This is a genomic window from Candidatus Thermoplasmatota archaeon, from assembly GCA_018814355.1.
Lineage (GTDB): Archaea > Thermoplasmatota > Thermoplasmata > UBA10834 > UBA10834 > COMBO-56-21.
Genome location: JAHIZT010000053.1, coordinates 1 through 20609, shown reverse-complemented (window position 1 = coordinate 20609; position 20609 = coordinate 1). Strand labels below are relative to the sequence as shown.

General features: G+C 55.5%; 25 protein-coding genes, 2 tRNA genes and 1 pseudogene. 15 read left to right on the top strand and 13 right to left on the bottom strand.

The genetic code is table 11. The annotated features are described in order from the left end of the window. A complete protein-coding gene (gene icd / locus KJ653_03765; GenBank protein ID MBU0684949.1) occupies window positions 1-1176 on the top strand; it encodes an NADP-dependent isocitrate dehydrogenase in 1176 nt (391 codons plus the stop codon). A gap of 1 nt (window position 1177) precedes the next feature. Here icd and KJ653_03760 read toward each other — a convergent pair whose 3' ends face one another. Continuing rightward, on the bottom strand, window positions 1178-2473 hold the full coding sequence (locus tag KJ653_03760; protein MBU0684948.1) for a cation:proton antiporter: 1296 nt from the start codon (window positions 2471-2473) through the stop codon (window positions 1178-1180). 123 nt (window positions 2474-2596) lie between these two features. Here KJ653_03760 and trxB point away from each other — a divergent pair, with 123 nt between their 5' ends. Beyond that, window positions 2597-3565: a thioredoxin-disulfide reductase gene (gene trxB, locus KJ653_03755; protein ID MBU0684947.1), complete on the top strand. Its 969-nt coding sequence runs from the start codon at window positions 2597-2599 to the stop codon at window positions 3563-3565. Window positions 3566-3569: 4 nt separating this feature from the next. On the opposite strand, the gene KJ653_03750 is transcribed toward trxB, so the two are convergent. Beyond that, the gene (locus tag KJ653_03750; GenBank protein ID MBU0684946.1) at window positions 3570-5348 is read right to left on the bottom strand and encodes a S9 family peptidase; all 1779 of its coding nucleotides are present in this window, start codon (window positions 5346-5348) and stop codon (window positions 3570-3572) included. 320 nt (window positions 5349-5668) lie between these two features. On the opposite strand from KJ653_03750, the gene KJ653_03745 reads away from it, so the two are divergent. Next, on the top strand, window positions 5669-5791 hold the full coding sequence (locus tag KJ653_03745; protein MBU0684945.1) for a hypothetical protein: 123 nt from the start codon (window positions 5669-5671) through the stop codon (window positions 5789-5791). 120 nt (window positions 5792-5911) lie between these two features. On the opposite strand, the gene KJ653_03740 is transcribed toward KJ653_03745, so the two are convergent. The 4 genes from KJ653_03740 to KJ653_03725 all read right to left on the bottom strand — a co-directional run bounded on the left by KJ653_03740 (window position 5912) and on the right by KJ653_03725 (window position 7988). Further along, a tRNA-Ile gene (locus KJ653_03740) sits at window positions 5912-5985 on the bottom strand. 58 nt (window positions 5986-6043) lie between these two features. Beyond that, window positions 6044-6874: an agmatinase gene (speB, locus tag KJ653_03735; protein ID MBU0684944.1), complete on the bottom strand. Its 831-nt coding sequence runs from the start codon at window positions 6872-6874 to the stop codon at window positions 6044-6046. A gap of 17 nt (window positions 6875-6891) precedes the next feature. Then, a complete protein-coding gene (locus KJ653_03730; GenBank protein ID MBU0684943.1) occupies window positions 6892-7449 on the bottom strand; it encodes a peroxidase-related enzyme in 558 nt (185 codons plus the stop codon). 80 nt (window positions 7450-7529) lie between these two features. After that, window positions 7530-7988 (bottom strand): peroxiredoxin, encoded by a 459-nt coding sequence (locus tag KJ653_03725; protein MBU0684942.1) that lies wholly within the window; start codon window positions 7986-7988, stop codon window positions 7530-7532. Between the two features lie 177 nt (window positions 7989-8165). On the opposite strand from KJ653_03725, the gene KJ653_03720 reads away from it, so the two are divergent. Continuing rightward, on the top strand, window positions 8166-9191 hold the full coding sequence (locus tag KJ653_03720; protein MBU0684941.1) for a hypothetical protein: 1026 nt from the start codon (window positions 8166-8168) through the stop codon (window positions 9189-9191). Window positions 9192-9194: 3 nt separating this feature from the next. Here the strand turns inward: KJ653_03720 and KJ653_03715 are convergent. Continuing rightward, a tRNA-Asn gene (locus tag KJ653_03715) sits at window positions 9195-9268 on the bottom strand. 96 nt (window positions 9269-9364) lie between these two features. Beyond that, complete coding sequence (locus KJ653_03710; GenBank protein ID MBU0684940.1) at window positions 9365-9682, bottom strand: hypothetical protein; 318 nt, start codon at window positions 9680-9682, stop codon at window positions 9365-9367. A 155-nt stretch (window positions 9683-9837) separates the two neighbouring features. Here KJ653_03710 and KJ653_03705 point away from each other — a divergent pair, with 155 nt between their 5' ends. From KJ653_03705 to KJ653_03695, 3 genes are read left to right on the top strand one after another with little or no spacing between them, the layout of a single operon-like run. Continuing rightward, window positions 9838-10584 carry an ABC transporter ATP-binding protein gene (locus KJ653_03705; protein MBU0684939.1) on the top strand — a complete coding sequence of 249 codons (747 nt, stop codon included), beginning with the start codon at window positions 9838-9840 and terminating at the stop codon, window positions 10582-10584. Window positions 10585-10589: 5 nt separating this feature from the next. Next, window positions 10590-12035 carry a hypothetical protein gene (locus KJ653_03700; GenBank protein ID MBU0684938.1) on the top strand — a complete coding sequence of 482 codons (1446 nt, stop codon included), beginning with the start codon at window positions 10590-10592 and terminating at the stop codon, window positions 12033-12035. Between the two features lie 3 nt (window positions 12036-12038). Continuing rightward, on the top strand, window positions 12039-12614 hold the full coding sequence (locus KJ653_03695) for a hypothetical protein (GenBank protein MBU0684937.1): 576 nt from the start codon (window positions 12039-12041) through the stop codon (window positions 12612-12614). Between the two features lie 32 nt (window positions 12615-12646). Here the strand turns inward: KJ653_03695 and KJ653_03690 are convergent, their stop codons facing one another. After that, window positions 12647-12940: a DNA-binding protein gene (locus KJ653_03690; GenBank protein MBU0684936.1), complete on the bottom strand. Its 294-nt coding sequence runs from the start codon at window positions 12938-12940 to the stop codon at window positions 12647-12649. 185 nt (window positions 12941-13125) lie between these two features. On the opposite strand from KJ653_03690, the gene KJ653_03685 reads away from it, so the two are divergent. The 3 genes and pseudogenes from KJ653_03685 (at window position 13126) to KJ653_03675 (ending at window position 14682) form a co-directional block, all read left to right on the top strand. After that, entirely contained in the window at window positions 13126-13623 is a 498-nt protein-coding gene (locus KJ653_03685) for an ArsR family transcriptional regulator (protein ID MBU0684935.1), read from the top strand. Window positions 13624-13645: 22 nt separating this feature from the next. Beyond that, window positions 13646-14182 (top strand): tRNA (cytidine(56)-2'-O)-methyltransferase, encoded by a 537-nt coding sequence (locus KJ653_03680; protein MBU0684934.1) that lies wholly within the window; start codon window positions 13646-13648, stop codon window positions 14180-14182. 7 nt (window positions 14183-14189) lie between these two features. Continuing rightward, window positions 14190-14682: pseudogene (locus tag KJ653_03675) on the top strand (HDIG domain-containing protein). A 6-nt stretch (window positions 14683-14688) separates the two neighbouring features. Here KJ653_03675 and KJ653_03670 read toward each other — a convergent pair. From KJ653_03670 to KJ653_03660, 3 genes are read right to left on the bottom strand one after another with little or no spacing between them, the layout of a single operon-like run. Further along, complete coding sequence (locus tag KJ653_03670) at window positions 14689-15243, bottom strand: nitroreductase family protein (protein ID MBU0684933.1); 555 nt, start codon at window positions 15241-15243, stop codon at window positions 14689-14691. A gap of 51 nt (window positions 15244-15294) precedes the next feature. Beyond that, window positions 15295-15804 (bottom strand): gamma carbonic anhydrase family protein, encoded by a 510-nt coding sequence (locus tag KJ653_03665; protein ID MBU0684932.1) that lies wholly within the window; start codon window positions 15802-15804, stop codon window positions 15295-15297. A gap of 39 nt (window positions 15805-15843) precedes the next feature. After that, window positions 15844-16131 carry a PRC-barrel domain-containing protein gene (locus KJ653_03660; GenBank protein ID MBU0684931.1) on the bottom strand — a complete coding sequence of 96 codons (288 nt, stop codon included), beginning with the start codon at window positions 16129-16131 and terminating at the stop codon, window positions 15844-15846. 183 nt (window positions 16132-16314) lie between these two features. Here KJ653_03660 and trxA point away from each other — a divergent pair, with 183 nt between their 5' ends. From trxA to KJ653_03645, 3 genes are all read left to right on the top strand, one after another. Then, window positions 16315-16728 (top strand): thioredoxin, encoded by a 414-nt coding sequence (gene trxA / locus KJ653_03655; GenBank protein MBU0684930.1) that lies wholly within the window; start codon window positions 16315-16317, stop codon window positions 16726-16728. A gap of 130 nt (window positions 16729-16858) precedes the next feature. Further along, on the top strand, window positions 16859-17272 hold the full coding sequence (locus tag KJ653_03650; protein MBU0684929.1) for an OsmC family protein: 414 nt from the start codon (window positions 16859-16861) through the stop codon (window positions 17270-17272). 10 nt (window positions 17273-17282) lie between these two features. After that, window positions 17283-18002, top strand: coding sequence for a class II glutamine amidotransferase (locus tag KJ653_03645; GenBank protein MBU0684928.1), 720 nt, complete (start codon window positions 17283-17285; stop codon window positions 18000-18002). Here the strand turns inward: KJ653_03645 and KJ653_03640 are convergent. Then, a complete protein-coding gene (locus KJ653_03640; protein ID MBU0684927.1) occupies window positions 17999-18520 on the bottom strand; it encodes a helix-turn-helix domain-containing protein in 522 nt (173 codons plus the stop codon). The genes KJ653_03645 and KJ653_03640 overlap by 4 nt on opposite strands. A gap of 96 nt (window positions 18521-18616) precedes the next feature. Here KJ653_03640 and KJ653_03635 point away from each other — a divergent pair, with 96 nt between their 5' ends. Further along, the gene (locus tag KJ653_03635) at window positions 18617-19777 is read left to right on the top strand and encodes an ABC transporter substrate-binding protein (protein MBU0684926.1); all 1161 of its coding nucleotides are present in this window, start codon (window positions 18617-18619) and stop codon (window positions 19775-19777) included. 16 nt (window positions 19778-19793) lie between these two features. Further along, window positions 19794-20609: ABC transporter permease (locus tag KJ653_03630; GenBank protein ID MBU0684925.1), on the top strand; the 816-nt coding region annotated here is incomplete at its 3' end.

Genomic DNA, 20609 nt, shown 5'->3' with positions numbered 1-20609 from the left:
ATGAATCGCGAGATCAAGCAGATTCGAATCCCGTTCATCCCAGGCGACGGGATCGGACCCGACATAATGGCTGCAGCCCGATCAGTCATAGACGCTGCCGTCGGCAAAGCCACTGAAGGCACGGCCACTCTGATCTGGGAGGAATTGTTGGCAGGTGAGGCGGCATTCAAGGCAGTGGGGGAGTGGCTGCCGTCGAAGACGCTTCAGATGATCAGAGATCGCGGCATCTCGCTAAAAGGACCACTGACAACGCCGATTGGTGGAGGGATCAGAAGCCTCAACGTGTCCATCCGCCAGGCCTTGGACCTCTATTGTTCAGTCAGGCCAGTAAGATACTTCGAGGGTGTGCCGAGTCCTGTCAAGGAACCTCAGAAGATGAACATCGTGATCTTCCGGGAGAACACAGAGGACGTCTACAAAGGCATCGAGTGGAGGAGCGGCTCTAAGGAGGCTCTCGAGCTCATCGGGTTTCTGAAGTCGAGGATGGGGATCGAACTCTCGCCGGATAGCGGCATCGGAATCAAGCCCATCTCGGAGTTCGCTTCCAAGCGCCTCATCCGAGCTGCAGTCAGATATGCGATCAAGAAGAGACTGAAGTCCGTGACCTTGGTCCACAAGGGCAACATCATGAAGTTCACGGAGGGCGCTTTCAGGGATTGGGGGTACGAACTCGCAAGGTTCGAGTTTGCGGATTCGGTCGTGCCGGAAAGCGAGCTGAAGCTCGCAGGTGGAATTTCCCCTGGTCGGATTGTGATGAACGACCGCATAGCGGACAACATGTTCCAGCAGATACTGACAAGGCCCGATGAGTACTCCATCTTGGCGACCCCGAACCTCAATGGAGACTATCTCGCGGATGCCTGTGCTGCCCAGATCGGCGGGCTGGGGTTGGCACCCGGTGCTAACATCGGAGATGACACAGCTGTCTTCGAGGCAGTCCATGGGACCGCCCCGAAGTATGCGGGCAAGAACATCGCCAACCCGTCCTCACTCATCCTATCCGGCGCGTTGATGCTCGAGCACATAGGACTTGAGAGCGCTGGTCGTCTGATAGTCAGTTCTCTTGAGAAGGTATTGGCCGAAGGAGTCCTTACCGAAGATCTTGCTCGGCGAGCTGGCAGCCGTGCCTATGGAACCTCGGAGTTCGCCCGAGAGATCGTTTCCTGCATGGGCTGATCTAGGACTCCTCTGCGAGTCTTGTCCTCAATCTGTGCCGGTTCCTCTTGTCGATCGTTTTCTCGGTCCAGAAGCTGAGGATGGTTGCGAGCATGGTAGTTCCGAGGATGACGATCAAGATAACATTCAGGAACAGTTGATCATACTCAGGGGACCAGACACTGGTGCCCGCAAGAAGAGTCGCGGGCATCGTTGCCAGGACTGCTGCGGCGAGGCCCCTCGGCATCATCGCGAACAATGCGTCAGCATCTGATTTCTCGAGATCGCCAACCCTGTAGGCCATAAGTGAGGTGACCCTACGGACGATCACGATGATTGCGATTATCCCGATGCCTATGGCGAGATGGATGGGCTCGAAAGTCTTGAACCTGAACAAGAGTCCAAGATAGACATAGAAGAAGGTCCTCACGAAGAAGCTGATTTCCGAGTGGAAATCATGTATGTGCTCGTCCGATGACAGCCTTAGAGTCACCGAAGTCAGCCATCTCTTGACGAACCTCCTATTGCCGATCGCTAGGCCGAAGGCAAGCGCGGCCACCGCCGACGAGCTCCCTATTGGTGACATCTCCACGAAGCCGGCGACTACGAAGAGCGCTCCGACAGTGATCATGTAGGAGAGAGGTTGATTCTGCAATCTCTGGAGCACGAAGAGCCAGGCGATCCCGGCCGTGAAACCCACGAGCCCGCCGACCACGAATTTGACAGCCAATTGTCTAGCTATGGCCATCAGACTGAAATCACCGATGGCGATCAGAGACATCAGCGTGATGGCGACCACGATCACGATAACATCCGTGACTACGCTCTCCATGATCAGCATGGCCTTCGTCCGCTCGCCTATTCTCATCTTTTTCACAATGGGTATGACGACGGCCTCGCCCGTACCTCCTATGATGGAACCGACAACCAATGCTAGTAGGAAATCCACACCCATGATGAAGTGGAGTGCGGTGGCGACCAGGAGTATCTCCAAGATCAGCGTGAGGATTGTCGTTAGCGTCGCGAGCCTCATCGACTGAATCACGGCTCGCAAACCTAGGTTCAAACCTCCGTTGAATAGGATGAGCACGAGCGCAGCCGACAAGAACAAGTCTCGGTATTGCTCGATTTCAGACAGAGTGCCATACGTTACGAGGTGGGACATCGTTCCAAGGACTTCCGGGCCGATGATCATGCCAAGAGCCACTAGAATCAGAACGTCTGGAATTCGATATCTCGTGAAAATCAGACTTCCGAAGAACCCAATGAAAATGATGGAGCCGATAGCAAGAAACGCAGTAATCGTCTGGGCTTCCATCAGTCTCGTCTTGTGAAGGGCCGGAGACTGTATTTTATGATATTGGACTGGCTATCCGTCCGTGAGAAGTCCAGCCTCTCAAGGGCCAACATATTATACGGCATTCGTGGATTCACAGGATCGATGGCCATAGAAGGCGTAGCATCCGATCCTGCTGAGTCCGTCCTCGGCGACTATGACGCTGTCATAGTCGGTGCTGGACCGGCCGGCCTGTCGGCGGGGATCTATGCGAGGAGGTCTGGCCTGGAGGCCATCATACTCGAGAAGGGGGTCCCCGGCGGCCAGGTCCTCACCAGCCCAAACATCGAGAACTATCCGGGGTTCCCGGAGATTCCCGGGATGAAGCTGATGGAGATCATGGCCGATCACGCCCGGAGGTACATCGAAATCAGGGAGGGCGAGGAAGTCCTCAGAGTCAGGTCAGCTGAGAAATTCGAGATATCAACCACGTCTGGAAGGTACACTGCCAAAGCTATCATCCTTGCGACTGGCTCTTCTCACAGGAAGCTGGACGTCCCTGGGGAGGAGGGCCTCATCGGCAAGGGGGTCTCGTACTGTGCTACATGCGATGGCTTCTTCTACAAGGGCCGTGAAGTCATCGTCGTCGGCGGAGGGAACACGGCTCTTACGGATTCGCTCTATCTGCACTCGATCGGGGCAAAGGTGACCATAGTGCACAGGCGCGACTCGTTCCGGGCTGACAGACACCTGCAGGACACGGTCAAGGGGCACAAGATACCTGTTGTGTGGAACACGGTTGTGGACGAGGTAGTGGGAAAGGAGGAGGTCTCCGCGGTAAAGCTGAGGAACGTCAAGACCGGCGCCGCCGAGACTCGCGCGATCAACGGCGTGTTCGTCGCTGTGGGGGAGATACCAAGCTCACAACTGGCTACCGAACTTGGTCTGGAGATGGATCCTGGCGGCTTCGTTACGGTCGACCGATCGTTTAGGACCAACGTCCCCTTCGTTTACGCTGCTGGGGACGTCTCCGGAGGGATCAGACAAGTCGTCGCCGCGGTCCACGGCGGAGCCGCCGCTGCGCTCGCATGTTTCGAAGACCTCATGAACCCTTATTACAGCCGCTTGCCCTGATTGTCTACTTCGGCATGTTCTCGTCCAGGAACCTGGTGGATCGCATGTACAAGTCCTTCAGGTTCTTCCGCTTCCTCGGCCAGTGCCCTTCGTCGGGGTATTCATGGTACTCGAACCTCTTACCCATCGCCTTCAGCTTCGCGACCACTGCCCTCGACTCCGTCGGAGGGCATCGGACATCCCTCGCAGATGCTGTCATGAGCAGAGGGGCCTTCAGCTGGTGCAGGAAGTTTATCGGAGACCTCTCTCTGAAGAAATCTGGGTTCTTTGAGAAGTCTCCCATCTTGCTCTCGTCATATGCCTTCAGGTACCCTCTCTCGTTCTCGTGCTCCGTGATCCAGTCGAAAAAGCCGACGATTGAAACGCCGGCGGCCCACATGTCCGGATGTTTTGTCAACGCCATCATGCAAGTGAATCCGCTGTAACTCGCACCCCAGTAACCGAGCCGATCTCTGTCTGCATGACCTTCATCAAGTAGATACTTGCCAGCATAGACAGTGTCGAGATAGTCTCCACCGCCCAAATCCTTGTCGTGCAGGTGCTGAAACATTCTGCCATAACCGGTCGATCCTCTGTAGTTGGGCTTGATCACAGCTAAGCCTTTGTCAACGAGCATGATCGTTAGCTGATCCCAGAGATTCGTATCCATCATATCAGGGCCGCCGTGCGGCAGGACTATTCCCGCTCTCCTGGACTTGTCCCTTGGGATGTAGAGCATGGCCGGTATCATGCGCCCGTCGAACGACCTGTATCTAACCAGTTTCGGATATGCCATCCCGTTTGTCTTCATCGGCTTCTTCATAAGTTTCGTGAGCCTTCTCGGGGTACGGTCCCTGACGACGAAGACCTCCTCCGGTCTCACAGCGGAGCCGTTCACGAAAACCATCCCCTTACCATCCGGAAGCCAGTGGAGTGCTCTGGAGGTTCCGTCCTTGGGCGAGACCACTCTTGTCGCCCCTCCGCTCTTCACCTTGACCGCGATGTTCGGGTCGTCGACCTCCAGGTATGCGAGTCTGCTGCCGTCCGAGGACAACATCGGCTGGTGCTTGTCGTACTTGGATCTCACGAGCCATCTCAACCTCTTAGTCCTGATGTCATATTGGCCGATGTCCTGCGAATCGTGCTCGTTCGATACGAACAAGAGATTCATGCCATCAGGCGACCAAGGGGCTGCCTCGCCCCATTCACCTGCGAGTCCATGCTCCACATTCTTCTTGTGCAGCACTCTCTTGGTTCTCATCTTCTTCGTGTCGGCCAACGAGATGTAATCCTCGTCCCCAACCCCAGTGAGGAAGGCTATCCATCTGCCGTCCGGAGACCAGGAATACTGCCTCACTGGGAGTGGCTCGTTTGTGAGCCTCCTCATTCTCCCGCCCTTGGAACCGATCAGGTAGAGGTTCTCGGTGTCCTTCACGCGGTTGGAGATGAAGGAAACCGTCTCTCCATCCGGGGAGAACTGCGGCTCGAAGTTGTCCTCGACCCCGTCAGTGAGCTTCTTTGCGCCTTTTCCATCGGATCGGATAACGACAACGTCATGGTTCTCGTCTCCTTCGAAGTCGACATGATATGCTATCCTGTCTCCGTTTGGGGAGAATGTTGGGTGCGTGAGCGACTGAGGCCCAGACAAGAACTTCTTCAGGCTCCCTTTGGTCAGGTCGAGCGTTGCAAGCTCCCAGTTGGCCCCTTTGTTGACCGAGCAGATCGCCTTGCGTCCATCAGGATGGATGTCAAGGTCCTGGATGTCCGTCGCTGAGAACAGCGCGACAATGTTGGTTTCTCTCATGTGGTCATCTCGCACCCCCGATGACATCAGACGTCTTTACTCTTTTTCAATGAGCACAATCATCTTCTAGTCCCTCATCCATCAAACTAGTCCGACGTTCGTGTCCCACGGTCATCTCCTATGTCGGAGGGTTTTTGCTCAGACCCCCCAATCCTTCACCGAATCGCTGGTTCAGGCCATCGCCTTAATATACAGGTCAGTTACATAGCGGGTTTACCATTCGGCTCCGCAAGGGGTAGAGTGAGATTTGGAAGGAGGTAGTCCTCATTAACGACAGACCACGCAGAGACGATCGCGGTTTCGGCTCCCGACCAAGGGAGATGCACACTGTGAAGTGTTCCGACTGCGGTGCTGATGCACAGGTCCCGTTCAAGCCAACTGACGGAAGGCCCGTGTACTGCAAGGATTGTTATCAGAAGCACAGGCCGCCACGCCGGTTCTAAGTGCTTTTGCTAGTACTTTTGGTATCAGTTCCTAAGCGCAAATCCTTTCGCTTTTGTCGCAATTTTCATTTTCCTGTTCTGAGCGAAAGCGCTGGTATTTCGCCGAGGAAAGATGTACAGTGGGCCCGATCGGATTTGAACCGATGACCAACTGGTTATGAGCCAATCGCTCCGCCGGACTAAGCTACGGGCCCTTGTATTCCGTCATAATGCCCTTGGGCTTATTAGGGTTTCTGTGGTGCCCAATCTCGCCTAGAGCAGCATCCTACCCACGATCTCCTTGCAGAGTTTCGCCGCGAGCATTGCTGTGACCCCGACTGGGTCGCGCATCGGGTTGAATTCCACAATGTCCGCGCCCACGATTGGTTGAGGTAGGCCGTGAATGATGCGCAGTACGTCGCGCGTGGTGAATCCCCCTGGCTCGTGGTGAGAGACTCCTGGTGCGAATGCCGGGTCCAACGCGTCCAAGTCCAGCGATAGGTAGATTGGCCCCTCGAGCCTCGGGAGCTTGTCCGGTGACCAGTCCTTCATCTCCACCATCGTCAGCCCGAATCGTTCCGCCTGCTGCCGCTGGTGCGGATTAATGGTCCTTACGCCCAATTGAACCAGGTGTACGCCAAGCCCTTCTTCCATGATCCGCGCGAACGGGCACGCATGCGAATGGCGGTTCCCGTCGTACTCGTCATATGTGTCAGGATGAGCGTCAAGCTGGAGGACGGTCAGCCCTTGGAAGGACCTTGCATAGGCCCTCACAATCGGATGAGTGATTGAGTGGTCTCCCCCGAGGGCAAGGACACGCACGCCTGATGCCAGCAGTTGGGAGATCGTCGTTTCTATCTTCGCAAATGCTATGTCGCCTGTCGACAGTGGCAAGTCCCCGAGTTCGGCCCAGCCGGCCGAGGATCCCAGATCCACGCCGAGCTCGGTCATCATGTTGGCCGAGCCCGAATGCAGCGCCTCTCGTATGTGCTTCGGAGCGAGCGCTGCGCCCCTCAGGAAGGACGAATTCTCATCCGACGGAACACCCAGCACGACGACGGTACCTCTCGGGAGCGCCTGTGCCTGTTCCTCAAAAGATGCCATGTGCAGACGCTCAGAAACTAGTACTTGTAGGTCCTGGCCTCGCCTTCCTCAAGCTCCACGCCCAAACCGAGCGCTATCCTGTTCGAGAAGTTGAAGTAGCTCGCAATCAGGTTCGCCCTCAGTATCTCCTCGTCGGTCAGGCCAGCATCTCTCAGGTCGTCAATGTCGTCCTTCGTTATGTCTTTCGGGTCCAGCGTGAGCTTGGCCGCATATGCGAGGAGTCCCTTACTTCTGAGGGTCTCATGCTTCGATGCGAACTCTTTGAGTAAGTTGTAGAGCGCCTTAGGGTCCTTCTCCACCGTCTCGAGAGCCTCCGAGTGATGGATCGCTCCATAGGCCGACCTATTCGCCGCAGAGACGACCACAGCGATCATCTCCCGCTCCTCCCTGGATAGCGGACCTGGACCGATCATGAGATGGACATACAGGTCAAAGTGGTCTTCGAGAACATCAGGGTCCATTCCTTGAGCGAGGAATATGTTCGCGAGGTGCCCTCGCTCCTTCATTATCCTGTCGTAGACCTTCTTTGTCTTGCCGCGTACGCTGTCTTTGTTTGGGGCCTTGATCCACGCCAACTCCAATCACCTTAGGATGGTCTTCCGACTGGGAGCTAGTCTGAGAGTGTCTAATAAATCTTGTTGTCCTGCCGCGGTGACTACCTCAGCTTCTTCAGGACCTCGAGTGCCTCATCGATGCTGGGCTGAGTGCCAGGGTCATATTCCCTCTTGTAGGCGACCTTTCCTTTCTTGTCAATGACGAATATGGTCCTCTTCGCGAAACCCTTGTCCTCGTAGAGCGCTCCGTAGAGAGGTGCAACCTGCTTCTTGAAATCCCCAAGGATCGGGAACTTCACGCCGAGCTCCTTTGCGAATGCCTTCTCGGACCATGTACTGTCGACGCTCGAAGCGAGTATCTGCGTGTCGAGCTTCAGCACCAAGTCCTCCTTCTCCTTCAGTTCTCCGAGCTCGTTCGTGCACACGGGGCTGAAAGCGAACGGGAAGAACGCCAGCAGGACGTTCTTCTTGCCTCTGTACTGGCTCAATCTCACCTTTTTGCCGTTCTGGTCCTCCAGCTCGAAATCCGGGGCGTTGTCTCCGACATTGATTCTTGGCATTTCTGCAACTTCCGTCTTGAGTGACGTTTCGAACGCCAAGTCCGTATATTTCATTAGTCCCTTATCTTCTCGGACAAATCGTTCACGGGAGTCCGTCAAATCAGGATACTGGCCTGTGTGTTCTCATATCTGATAACGGTTCCGGGCAGATTAATACCCCGAAATGCGAAACCTTCAATGATGACGGAGAAGGGGAAAGCCCTCTGGATTTTGGCTCTTCTTTCGCCGATGATCGCGGAAATGCTGTCGGGGTCGTCTCCTCCACGCGAGTTCTTCAACCCGTTCTCGTTCGCGCTGCTCTTGGGTCTGTATGGCGGAGGCGTTGTTGTGGTCCGGGAGCTCTCCGTCATCTGGAACAAGGGTTGGGCCAGCGTGATCGTCATGGGCGCGGCCTACGGCATACTTGAGGAAGGGGTCGCGATTAAGAGCTTCTTCGACCCCAACTGGATGGACCTGGGAGGCCTTGGAGAGTACGGCCGGTACCTGGGCACCAACTGGATCTGGGCCGTCTGGCTCACGATCTTCCACTCGGCTGTCAGCATCACTCTGCCTATCCTACTGATTGCCATTCTCTACCCCCACCTGAAGGGGCAGAGATTTCTTACGAGGAAGAGATTCGAGACAGTTCTCGTTATCCTATTCCTGGACGTCCTCGTTTGCACGGCGCTCCTGAACCCCTACGTGCCCTTGGTGCCGATGTACCTCTTGTCCATCGGTGCCGTCTTCGGCCTAGTCTATTTCGCGAAGCACCTGCCGAAGGATTGGCTCGCGCCGAGCCACGCTGCACCAACATGGTCTCCTCGCATGTTCGCCGTTCTGGGGTTCATGTTCCTTCTCCTGTGCTTCCTTGCGTCCGGAATGTTCGTGGGCTCTCCGGTGCCGTTCCTGGTTCCGATCGTGATCGAGCTCGTGATAGCAGCGGCCGTCGTGGTCCTCATCATGGAGCACATTGGGATGGTTGACAATCTCCCACAGAGAGTTGGTTTCGCCTCCGGCATTCTCATCTTCTTCATATTCCTGGGGGCAATACTGACCCTTGGCGGCTGGCTGGATATGATCATACCCGTTTTCGCGACGTCGCTCTTCGTGATAGATCTGACCAGATGGTCGAGGGGCAAGAGACCTATGATATTCAGGGTTGGCCGACTCATATTCGGTGATTCGAAGGCGAAGACCGTGGTCTCGCCCTTAGCAGCAAAATGAAAGCGCCGTCGAACGGTTTCGAACCGTTGACCTTCCGCTTAACAGGCGGACGCTCTACCAGGCTGAGCTACGACGGCTTTTGTGGTTGCAGGCGCAGTTAAAGTGACCCGTTAGATAAGCTTTTGCAGCTGCCTCTCGGCCTTGAATCGGAAAACCATGGGGCGGGAGCACGATTACTCGATTGACTCCCGCAGCTCATTGACCGTATTGCTCATTGTCTCGAGTATGTCCTTCAGGTGGTCGAGGAAGTCCTGAATCCTCTCTGTGGTCACCGCGCCGTCAGGGGAAGGTTCGATAAGTCCTTCCTGCTCGAGTATTCTCAGGGAATACCTCACCTTGTGCTGCGGGTGTTTCAGCATCTCGGAGAGCCTGATGATCCCTATCGGTTCATTGTCCATGATCGCCTTCAGCATCGCCACATGTCTCTGAAGTAGGTCGATCTCGGTTTCGATCTTGCTCGTGAGTACGGATTTGCCAGCATTGCCTTTCATCCAAGTCACCTTCTGTGCGGAGAGTGTCGAAGTCGATGTATCGTGCTACATGATAGCACGAGGAAATATATGAACGGCGACGGGGGAACAAGGGCGTTGGTAGCATTGTCTCCGACCAAGCTTGATATAATGTCTCACAAATAGCGTAGCTCGAAATGACAGTGATCGAGGGCCACAACATCGTTAAGCACTACGGGAACATGAAGGCCCTGGACAACGTCTCCATCACCGTCGACAAGGGCGACTTCTTCGGATTCTTCGGCCCGAACGGCGCTGGCAAGACCACTCTCATCAGGATACTCACGGGTCAGCTCGCACCAACCTCGGGCTCTGTGAACGTGCTCGGAGTAGATGTGCTGAAAGAGCCGTTACACGTAAAGGAGTTGATCGGGATCGTGCCAGAGGTTGAGAGTCCTCCGACCTACCTTACTGGGTACGAATACCTTTACTTCGTCGGCAAGGTTAGGAAGCTCGATAATCTCGAAGATAGAATCGAGAAATGGCTCTCGTTCTTCGATCTCGATGAGAAGAAGGGCACCATCTGCAAGGACATGTCCAAAGGCATGAGGCAGAAGCTGATGCTAGCATCAGCCTTAATCCACGAACCGAGGCTCTTGTTCTTGGATGAACCGTTCATAAACCTCGACCCAATCTATCAGAGGCTGCTCAGAGAGTACCTAGTTGAATACATCTCCAAAGGCGGGACCGTGTTCATGGCCTCCCACCTCCTCGAGATCGCCGAGAGGCTGTGCAACAAGCTCTCGATCGTGAACCTTGGCAGGGTCGTCGCCCAGGGGAGGCTGGACGACCTGGTCAAGGGTGGAGAGAACCTTGAGAAGTTGTTCCTCCGATCGGTAGGTGTGCGCGGCATCGGGGGTGACCCGGGACGAAAGACCTCCTGAGGCTGATGCTCAAGGAAGAGTTCAGGACGCACACATCATATTCCGGCAAGCAGAGGTTTCTGACCTTCCCGTTGTTCGTCTTTCTACTTTCGTTCGCGAGCGGCCTGACCATCGACAAGATGCTAGAGACGATCTCGCTTGATCGCCTAGCGACGTTCGCTCATCTTTCAGCGTTCCTGTATGGTCTTAGCGTCGGCGCGTTCGGCCTCATGGGTAGAGAGTATCTGGAGAGGAGGCATGGGACAAGCAACTACCTGGTCGCGATGCCGTACCTCCTGCCGATTTCTTTCAGAACCACATTTCTGGGCATCTATCTGCGTGACGCCATGTTCTATGTTCTGTTGCTCCTGATGCCCGGAACGCTCGGCATATTGGCGGCCGCCCCGTTCATGGGCTTTCACCTAGGCAGCATAGGCTTGTTCTTCGTCGCAGTGCTGCTGACATTCATGATCGGCATGTCGATCAGCTTCTTCGCTTCTGTCATCTACATCCGAAACGTGAAGGCGTTCATAGCATTCACGGCCGCCTTTGCCTTGCTCATCATCGGTTACGGGATCTTCGGATACCCTTCCCTCGAGTTCATCCTCCCTTCGTTAGGGTTTCAGATGGATGTTCGACCGTTTGCCGTGAATCTCTCTGAGGCGTCTATGTATGCCGCAGCTTCTGCGGCGGTGGCATCGGTGTTCGCTATCCTGGCCTATTACCTTGTCCAGGTCCGCATAAACATATCATCGAAGTCGCATGCCGACCTGCTCCCGAAGTACTATGATCGGGTGAGCATGTTCAGAGGCCTCAACAGATCCCTTCTCTCGAAGGAGTTCCTCGACCTTCGCAGGAGCGGCATCATCGCGAAGATGTTCTTCTCATTCATACTCCCGCTCTTGTTCTTGTCGTTCACCACGTGGTACGTCAACTACGGGCTCTCGATCCCCGTTGGGTTCAATGCGGTATTCTACGCTGCCATGGTAGGGTTCATAGGCGTCATGATGTACAGCTGGCTGAACAACGTCGACCTGGCCGAATACTATTCTCTCCTTCCGGTGACGGTGCCACAGTTGATCCGCATCAGGATAAGCGTGTTCCTCTTCCTGACCATGGGAATATCCGCGTTCTTCGTGGTGGCAATCTCGATCCTGAACGGGGAGACGAACCTCCTCTGGCTGGCGTTGATAGTCATGTTCGTCACATCCCTCTATATGGTGGTCATGACGGCCTACTTGACCGGCCTGAAAACCAACACCTTCCTGTTCGACACGAGCGTCCTGTCGAAATTCAGCATATTGGCCTTCCTTCCAAATGTCTGCTTGACCATCCTTTCGTTCAGCCTGCAATCCAACTGGTCGGTTGCTCTGACAGGGATCGCGTTGGTCCTCGGTTCGCTCATCGCGGCCACGTTCATCCTGTTCAGAGGAATCGAGGGGAAATGGGCTAGGACTTCGTTCAGTGTGTGAGGTATGATGGTGAAGAGCGATATCGTCGTGAGACGCCTGACCCACGTGCTCATTGCGTTAGCGCCTCTGTACTACTCCATCCCGGTCGACCTCCCGTATGTCGGCCTCCAGAGATGGGTCCTGCTCATCGCCTTCTTTGCTGCGGTCTCGATGTTCGAAGCCATCAGGCTCTGGAAGGGCATCACTTTCCTTGGCCTGAGACCGCACGAAAGGAACCAGATAGCGTCTTTCGCTTGGGCTGCGGCCGGGATAACCTTGGTGTTGTGGTTGTTTCCGCACGAGATCGCCACGGCAGCGTTGATCGGTATGGCTATCGTGGACCCTCTAATCGGCGAACTGAGGAATTCGGTCGATGCAAGAATAGCTGTCCCGGTCTCATCCGGCGTCTACCTCGTATTGTGCATCTCCGCCCTCCTTCTCTCGAGCGAGATGTCGTTCTTGTTCGCAGGAGCACTGGCCTCTGTAGGAGCGGCGATCGCCATCGCGTCGGAAAACCTCGAAATCAAGTACGTCGACGATGACTTCCTGATGGCGGTCCTGCCGGCCGTCGCTATGACAGCGCTCTGGCTGTGGGTATGAGAATGGTCACAATCGAATAGCACGCCGAGAGCCTAGACGATCTCGAGCTTGCCGAATTTTCCTGCGCTGACCTGCAGCTTGTCCTTGTAAGCCGAGGCCCAACCGTTCGTTATCTTGATCTTCGAGTTGATTTCGACCTTCTCAATGTCTTCGTTCCATAGTGTCAGGGAGACACTGTCGCCGTTCTCGTCCTGTCCAACCGCGTCGCAGACCCTGCCCGAGGAGCCGCTCCACTTCGATTGGAACTCCCTCGGCTCATTCTTCTCGACGATTGTGAGGACTATTTCGTCGACTTTCGACTTGTCCTTCAAGTCCTTGGCCATCATTGCAGCACGCTCTGTTTTCTGCGGTAGAGTGTTTCTCTACTTAAATCTCTCCCCATCGGGAAGCCGGATATCCCACGTGCCGCTCTGTCTTTCGCAACCATTTTTTTGAACTAGCCAGTAGGTCAAAAATGTGCATTCAGGATTCCAATTAGGCTTATATGCCCCCAGAAGGATAGGGTCCGTCCATGACGCGGATCAAGGTTATCACCGAGCCGGCGGAACTGGTTCCAATGTTCCGGGCGGTCGATACCAAGGTCAAGCGTGAGGTCCTGAAACTAGTGACCCTCGAGTGGCATACGATCCGCGACATTGAGAAGCAGTTCGGGCCTGCGGGAAAGGAGGCTCTCCTGTTCTTCGAGAAGATGAAACTAGTCGAGACAAGATGGCAGACCTCTCCCGAGCAGCAGCCGGAGAAAGCATACCACACCTACTACACCTCCTTCCATATCAACGCCTCATGGCCGGTCTACGAGATCAGCGATGTCCTCGCAGCTGCGGTCATGGAGGAGAAGGAGTTCCAGAAGATCGAGAAGCAGATCTACGAGATGGTGGGTGCCCAGGGCAAGTTCGCTGGGGACGTCGCCGAGGTACTTGGCGTCACATTCACAATGCTCAAGAGCCTGGTCAAGAGGAGCACGAAGCTGGATTATAGGGGCCACAGGATCGAGCGGGTCAAGGAGTGACCTAGCGGTCCGGGTGATTCTGATGATAGTCGTCCTAAGGCTCGGCCATCGACCAACCAGGGATCAGAGGGTCACCACGCATGTCGCGCTCACAGCCAGGGCGCTTGGGGCCGACGAGGTTTGGGTCTCCACGGAGGATCCGGTCCTTGAGAAGACGGTCGAGAGCGTCGTAGCTCGCTTCGGGGGCAAGTTCAAGATCAAGACCGGAGTAGATTGGCGCAAATCGCTCAAAGCATGGGATGGCGAATCGGTCCACCTTACCATGTACGGCGAGAGCCTATCGAAGGCGCTGCCGACGATCAAGGGGAATAAGCTGCTCATAGTTGTCGGTGCGGAGAAGGTCCCTCGCGAGGTCTACGACCTCGCGGACCGCAATATCTCCGTCGGTAATCAGCCGCACTCGGAGGTCGCGGCTCTGGCAATATTCATGGATAGGTACAAGGGCGGGAAATCCCTTGAGAAGCCCTTCAAGGGCAGGCTACGGATCGTCCCGAACCCGAGGGGGAAGACAGTCGTTGACCGCAACAAGACCAAAGAGCGCTCACCTACCAAGCAGTGACGAGTGCATGAGGATCCTCAGGGAACATGCGTGCAACCAGGAGGTCATCAGTCATTGAGGCCGTGTCGGAGCTCGCCGTGAGGATTGCCAAGAGATGCCGTGCCGACGTCGAACTTGTGAAGATGGGCGGGCTGCTCCATGATTTGGGAAGATGCAAGAGTCACAGCATGACGCACGCCATCGAAGGCGCAAAGTTGGCCTCCGAGCTGGCATTGCCAGATTCAATAGTGAAGATAATCGAAAGGCACATAGGCGCTGGAATAACGCCGAGGGCGGCGGAGCGGTTGGGTCTCCCCAGGAAGAACTACACTCCTCGTACTCTAGAGGAGAAGATCGTTGCCCATGCTGACAACCTGATTTCTGGAACCAAAAGGACAAACATCGAAGAAGCGGTGGCCAGCGTGGCCAGACATGGAGAGCACGAGGCCGCGCTGAAGATCATGAGGCTTCACGAGGAGCTCTCCAGGGTTTGCGGGGTCAACATCGACGAAATCCGCTGAGGGCGTCTACCACTTGCCGTAGTGGACGATCTCCTTCAGCTCCTTCCTGTTGCCTCCCAGTCCCATTATCTTCTTGGCCAGCACCATCCCGATGGTGTCCCTACCGGCTGGATAACCTATCGGGACGAGAGCCACGACCTTGATGTTCTCGGGTATCCCGAGCGCTGTCCTTACCTTCGATTCCCTGAACCCTCCGACCCAGACCGTCCCTAGGCCCTGCTCCCACGCCTCCAGTATGATGTGCTCAACAGCAATCGCCACATCCACCATGAAATAGGGCTTCTCATCCATGTTGCCGCTCTTCTCCGGGTCACCGCAAGCGACGATCAGTGCGGGCGCGTTCTTGATGTTGATCGGCACAATGCCAAGGTTCTCGACGTTCTGCCTTCCCTGAACCACGATGAAGTGCCAGCACTGCTTGTTCGCCCACGACGGCGCCAATCTGGCTGCCTCAAGGCATCTGGTCAGCTTCTCTTCCTCAACCGGTATGTCCTCGAAATTCCTAACGCTCCTTCTGGTGGCAATGGCGTCCCAGACCGTTGTTCCGTTCGTTTCCTCCATGAGGCTCAGAATCATATGGATGGTCTTGAACTCTTCCCCGCGCGCCTGCGCTCAGGCCTTGTAACGGGCGAATTCGCCACGTTTGTGCGCATCTCGGAGCTTGTGGTACGCTTCAGCGTTCCTCTTGGCCGCTTCTCTGAGGGAAGGGTCCCCCTGTTTGACTATCTTCGCAGGAACCCCGACGACCAGGCTCCCTTCCGGCACTTTCACGCCCTCCTTCACCAACGCGTTGGCACCAACTATGGATCCACTACCTATCTCAGCTCCGTCGAGTATGGTCGAGTTCATTCCCACGATCACATAATCCCCGATTTGCGCGGCGTGAACTATCGCGCCATGGCCAACGGATACGTTCCTCCCTATGATGATTGGTCTGCCGGGGTTGCCGTGTATCTGGCAATGTTCTTGTATGCTCGAACCCTCTCCGATCCTCACCTGGGACAGGTCCGCCCTGATGACCGCAAAGGGCCAGATGCTGCAGCCCTTGTCAATTACGACATCGCCGATGATGATGGCCTCTGGCGCGACATAGCACGATGGGTCGATCTTGGGTCCAGGCACGGACGCGAGAATGCGAGCGGTCGATAAAATGCTTTTTCCTCAATCTTCGACCGGTGGCCTTTCAGTCTTTGGTTTCGAGGACCTCTTGACCGCGACCCTCTTGGGGAAGTACTTGAGAATGACGATGTCCCCGATCGATGAGATCCATCTGTATGGGACATTGACGGACTTCGACCCCTCGACGAGGAGCGGATTCGTGCTGGTCACGAACAGTCCCTGCACCTTGTTCTCATCGACATCCACAACAAGGTTTCCTATGCTTCCCAAGAAAATGCCTTGGCTAGTGTAGACCTGCAATCCAATCAGTTCAGAAGCTTCCTCGAGCATCCTGCATCCCTGCGACCGTATCGCCATCCGTTGCTTAAAAAGCTTGTCCAGCCAAGGTCTGCCCGTCTCAAGACTACGTCTTGAGTGCCGATGTGCCCATTGATTCGTCGCAATAGTTAACTAGTGGGTCCGCATTCGATATTGCATAGATGATGCACAAGCGTGCATAACCCGGTGGACAATATGTCAAGCGAAATCGAGGAGATAAGAAAGAAGAAGATGGCCGCGATGATGCAGAATGCAGCCGCCAGCAAATCGGGTGGGAACGGTTGGCCAGTAGCGCCAGTTCCCGTGAAGGATTCGGATTTCGAGGAATTCATCAAGAAGTATCCGAAGGTAGTGGTCGACTGTTGGGCGCCCTGGTGTGGTCCTTGCAGGATGCTCTCACCGACGATCGATTCTTTGGCAAGGGATTACCAGGGGAAGGTCGTCTACGGCAAGCTAAACACGGACGAAAACTCCGCAACAGCAGGCAAGTACAAGATCATGAGCATCCCGACTCTTCTCTTCTTCAAGAACGGTCAGCTGGTCGACAAGATGATCGGCGCCGCGCCTAGGGCAATACTAGAGCAAAATATCAACAAGGCCCTTGGTTGAGCCTAGAGATCGCTCAAGATCAACTCATCCAGCCCCCATTATCTTCTTCTTTTTCGAATTGCCAGCGAAAGCGCTGGAACGTGCGCTGGAAAGTATAAATCGCGATAACCCCGTTGAGCTGTCGAGACCAATGAATTTCGAGACGACTGTTGTCTGGAACGAGAAGTTCCCTGGAAAGCTCCAGTGTCAGAACGGGCAGGTCATCGACTACTCCGCTCCCGTGGAGTTGGATGGAATGCACGGCCCTCTCACTCCGGAGGATGCATTCGTCGGTGCGGCCAACATGTGCTTCCAGATCGTCTTCGATCATGTCTCCCGAGACTTAGGAATGAAGTTGCTCGAGTACAAGTGCAAGGCAGTAGGGGACCTGGAAGTGGTGGAAGGCGCAAAGAAGTTCGTCAAGATAACCCTGCACCCGGAGATGCGGTTCGCCTCTGGATCGAAGATGTCCAACCTGGAGAGGGCCATCTCCGTCACGAAGCGGAAGTGTCTCGTTACCAACTCCATGGACCTTGAGCTCGAGGTCGTCCCGAAGGTGCTGTGACATGTGTAGGATGGTCGGAGTGGTCTTCAGGGACGACTTCCCGCTGGGGGCCCTGGTCGACCTGCGTCACGTTTCCCAGGTCGGGAGAATCCCCGGGACCAAGGAACCCGGACATAGGGACGGCTGGGGGATAGTCTCTTTCAGAGGAGGGGATCCACGGTACATCGGCAGGAGCCCTCGAGAGGCGTTCTTGGATCCGTCGTACGATTCTGCGCTGGAGGACATTCCAGCTCTCGATGTCCCCAACATAGTTGTGGCGCATGTCAGGGCGGCTTCGAAGGGCGGCGCGGTCATGATGAACACCCATCCGTTCGTCGTGGACGGCATCGTGCTCGGACACAACGGCACTATTCATGACTTCCATCCAGTGACGAGCCGGAAGCCAAAGGGGGACACTGATAGCGAGAGACTGCTTCTACTCCTCGCGGATCGGATGTCGGAGGAGGGCGATATCAAGACCGCGCTGAAGTCTGTCATTTTGGAGGACATCGTGAAGCACAAGTTCTCAGCTGCAGCCCTCTTGGTCTCCGATGGCAAAGTGCTGCTTGGATACAGGGACTACACCAAGCTGCCGGAGTACTACGACCTCAGAATCGCGAAATGCGGGTCGTATGTATCTTTGTTCCAGGAGACGTACCTGGGCTACAGGACCAGGACCTCCCAGGTCAAGAAGGGGCAGCTCGTGTCCGTGGGCCTCGATCTCAAAGTGAGGCGCGAGATGATCCGCTAGACCCTCGTTTTTCTGGCGGCCAGTCTGATTGCTTCCGTAACGCTGTCCTTGGGAACGATTGTTGCGATTGGGATGTCGAGAATCTTCTCAATCGTCGGACTGACGATCGGCGCACATACGACCGCGACAGCACCATCTCTCTCGGCGCGGATGGCTGAGACGATGGCGTCCTCCACCGTCGCCGCAGGGTATTCCCGTATCTTGACCTTCTCATCGCCTATCTGGACGGATCTCTCGACCACCTCGTCGAGGACTCGCCTGGTGACAATCAGCGCGATGAAGCTCCCCGCTGTCAGTCCTTCAGCCTCCCGTACAGCCCTGAGGATCTTCCTGAGGACGTCCATAGATGGAGACCGGTCTTCGTTGATGATCTTGTAAAGCGTGCTGGGAGATACTTCCGCCTTCTTGGACAGCTCTTGAACAGTCCAGCCGAGCCCCTTCAGGACTTCGTGGAGAGTCTCCCTGAACTTGGTATCGGATTCGGCTGCGGCAGAGAGTAGATGCCTAGCTTTGTCCATGTTGTATCCTGAAGGTGTTAATTGTAGCCCACATATTTATACAATTGTATCTTCTATTTCGTACATATGTAGAAAAGGCTTAATAAGCACCAGCCAATGATGGAATGGGGAGCCAACATGGACAAGAGGATGATCATAGCCATTGTCGTGGTTGCAGTAGTTGTCGTGGGTGGAGTGTCGACCGCCCTTCTGCTGAGCAAGAGGTCTGAAGGCGGTGTCGTGAAGTATGTCACTCTCGCGCCCAAGGACATGAAAGCTGCGCTGTCAACCGGTCAGGTGGACGCGTACATCGCCTGGGAGCCATATGTCTCAGATTCCGTCGCTGGCGGGGTTGGCGATGTGATGATGTGGTCGAATGAGATCATGTCGAACCATCCGTGCTGTGTGGTCGTGGTCCGGAACGAGTTCCAGGCTGGTCCGAACGGTGCCGAACTCACGAAGAGGTTCGTGAAAGCCCACATCGACGCGACCCAGTGGATGCTAGAGGCCATGGACAACAAGAGCAGTGCAAACTACACGCTCCTTGTCAATATGGCCGTAAAATTCACTTCTAGGAATTCGACGGTCGTTGAGGCGGCGTTCGAGCACATCAAGTTCGGCTATCTGATGGGCTCGAGCTTCAGATCCGCCCTCGAAGAGTTCACGAACATGTATGTCGAGACCGACATGGCGAACCTGACTGCACAGGGTTATACGTCTGAGGGGGATTTCGTCGACCATTACGCGAACGGTTCGATGCTCGATGCTGCTTCGAGTGTTCTTCCAAGCGAGACGATTCTCAACCCGTCGTCGCCAATCCGTCTCGGATATCTCCTGGGGGACCTGCACCAGATGGCCCAGGTGGTCGCCCAGAATCTCAGCGTTGGCGGAACGAAGACGCTCTTTCAGAAGTACGGCCTCAGTGTGACAGACGCTGTTGGGGCGCCATTCGCCAACGGGGGTGCGGAGATGACCGGCTTCCTCGCGAAGAGCGTCGACATCGGATACCTGGGAGCTCCTCCTGCAATACTGCAGCACCTTATCAACGGTGCCGGGACTACGATCATCGCACAAGCGAACAGCGAGGGCAGCGGTATCGTCGTGAAAAATAGGCTCGGGAATCACCGACCTGAAGGACCTCGTGAACAAGACCGTGGCAACACCGGGAGAGAGTTCTATCCAGTTCCTGCTGTTGAAGATCGCGCTCGAGAGGAAAGGCCTCAGCTTGGAGATCAAGACCTGAGCTCCCAAACCTCTTTCTTTTCCCCTCGCATCTAGGGGAGAGAGTGGACATATGGAAGATATTCTGAAAAGGTTCAGAGAGTTTCTGCTTTCGAACTGGTTCAGAGTCCTCCTCAGCGCTTCATCTCTTGCAGTCTTCATCGCCCTCTGGTCGCTGTACTCTGCCTGGTTGCATGGTGACTGGCCTTTTCCTGGAAGCCCTCGATCATCGACTCCTGGTTTCATACCCTATCCGTGGCACGTGCTGGCCGCATTCTTCGATTCCTTCACACATCAGGATCCGTCTGGACTCTACATGACAAACCACATCTATGCCAGTCTGAAGCGAATATCACTCGGCTTCGCACTCGCATTCTGCTCAGCGGTACCGGTCGGCCTTCTGATGGGCCGGTCGCGCAACGCTGACGCCATCGGCAGGCCGATCATGGAGCTCTTCAGGCCTATTCCGCCCATCGCTTGGGTTCCCATATTCCTAATAGCGTTTGGGTTTTTGTGGGGACCCGTTGCGATTGTGTTCCTCGGGATATTCTTCCCGATTCTGCTGAACGTCATTTTGGGGGCCAGGAGCGTGGACCCCGTGCTGATCGACGCCGCGCGGACGCTTGGGGCAAGACGGATAGATGTCTTCGCCAAGGTTGTGTTGCCGTTCACCTTGCCGTACATGATGACTGGAGTCAAAGTCGGCCTCGGCGTTGGATGGATGTGCATAGTTGCGGCAGAAATGCTTGGCGCTGTCGGCGGCGGCGTCGGCTATTACATCAACAATATGGCCTACCAATACGGAGCGTTCGAGAAGATGTACGCTGGGATGCTTGTAATAGGGCTATTGAGCGTGCTGACCACGGGAGTGGCAGCCATCTTCGAGCGG

What these genes read in the sequence shown, in the direction of transcription:
- icd (MBU0684949.1), top strand. Translation starts at nt 1, where the DNA reads ATGAATCGCGAGATCAAGCAGATTCGAATCCCGTTCATCCCAGGCGAC.
- KJ653_03760 (MBU0684948.1), bottom strand. Translation starts at nt 2,473, where the DNA reads ATGGAAGCCCAGACGATTACTGCGTTTCTTGCTATCGGCTCCATCATT.
- trxB (MBU0684947.1), top strand. Translation starts at nt 2,597, where the DNA reads ATGGCCATAGAAGGCGTAGCATCCGATCCTGCTGAGTCCGTCCTCGGC.
- KJ653_03750 (MBU0684946.1), bottom strand. Translation starts at nt 5,348, where the DNA reads ATGAGAGAAACCAACATTGTCGCGCTGTTCTCAGCGACGGACATCCAG.
- KJ653_03745 (MBU0684945.1), top strand. Translation starts at nt 5,669, where the DNA reads ATGCACACTGTGAAGTGTTCCGACTGCGGTGCTGATGCACAGGTCCCG.
- speB (MBU0684944.1), bottom strand. Translation starts at nt 6,874, where the DNA reads ATGGCATCTTTTGAGGAACAGGCACAGGCGCTCCCGAGAGGTACCGTC.
- KJ653_03725 (MBU0684942.1), bottom strand. Translation starts at nt 7,988, where the DNA reads ATGCCAAGAATCAATGTCGGAGACAACGCCCCGGATTTCGAGCTGGAG.
- KJ653_03720 (MBU0684941.1), top strand. Translation starts at nt 8,166, where the DNA reads ATGATGACGGAGAAGGGGAAAGCCCTCTGGATTTTGGCTCTTCTTTCG.
- KJ653_03710 (MBU0684940.1), bottom strand. Translation starts at nt 9,682, where the DNA reads ATGAAAGGCAATGCTGGCAAATCCGTACTCACGAGCAAGATCGAAACC.
- KJ653_03705 (MBU0684939.1), top strand. Translation starts at nt 9,838, where the DNA reads ATGACAGTGATCGAGGGCCACAACATCGTTAAGCACTACGGGAACATG.
- KJ653_03700 (MBU0684938.1), top strand. Translation starts at nt 10,590, where the DNA reads ATGCTCAAGGAAGAGTTCAGGACGCACACATCATATTCCGGCAAGCAG.
- KJ653_03695 (MBU0684937.1), top strand. Translation starts at nt 12,039, where the DNA reads ATGATGGTGAAGAGCGATATCGTCGTGAGACGCCTGACCCACGTGCTC.
- KJ653_03690 (MBU0684936.1), bottom strand. Translation starts at nt 12,940, where the DNA reads ATGATGGCCAAGGACTTGAAGGACAAGTCGAAAGTCGACGAAATAGTC.
- KJ653_03685 (MBU0684935.1), top strand. Translation starts at nt 13,126, where the DNA reads ATGACGCGGATCAAGGTTATCACCGAGCCGGCGGAACTGGTTCCAATG.
- KJ653_03680 (MBU0684934.1), top strand. Translation starts at nt 13,646, where the DNA reads ATGATAGTCGTCCTAAGGCTCGGCCATCGACCAACCAGGGATCAGAGG.
- KJ653_03670 (MBU0684933.1), bottom strand. Translation starts at nt 15,243, where the DNA reads ATGGAGGAAACGAACGGAACAACGGTCTGGGACGCCATTGCCACCAGA.
- KJ653_03660 (MBU0684931.1), bottom strand. Translation starts at nt 16,131, where the DNA reads ATGCTCGAGGAAGCTTCTGAACTGATTGGATTGCAGGTCTACACTAGC.
- trxA (MBU0684930.1), top strand. Translation starts at nt 16,315, where the DNA reads ATGTCAAGCGAAATCGAGGAGATAAGAAAGAAGAAGATGGCCGCGATG.
- KJ653_03650 (MBU0684929.1), top strand. Translation starts at nt 16,859, where the DNA reads ATGAATTTCGAGACGACTGTTGTCTGGAACGAGAAGTTCCCTGGAAAG.
- KJ653_03645 (MBU0684928.1), top strand. Translation starts at nt 17,283, where the DNA reads ATGGTCGGAGTGGTCTTCAGGGACGACTTCCCGCTGGGGGCCCTGGTC.
- KJ653_03640 (MBU0684927.1), bottom strand. Translation starts at nt 18,520, where the DNA reads ATGGACAAAGCTAGGCATCTACTCTCTGCCGCAGCCGAATCCGATACC.
- KJ653_03635 (MBU0684926.1), top strand. Translation starts at nt 18,617, where the DNA reads ATGATGGAATGGGGAGCCAACATGGACAAGAGGATGATCATAGCCATT.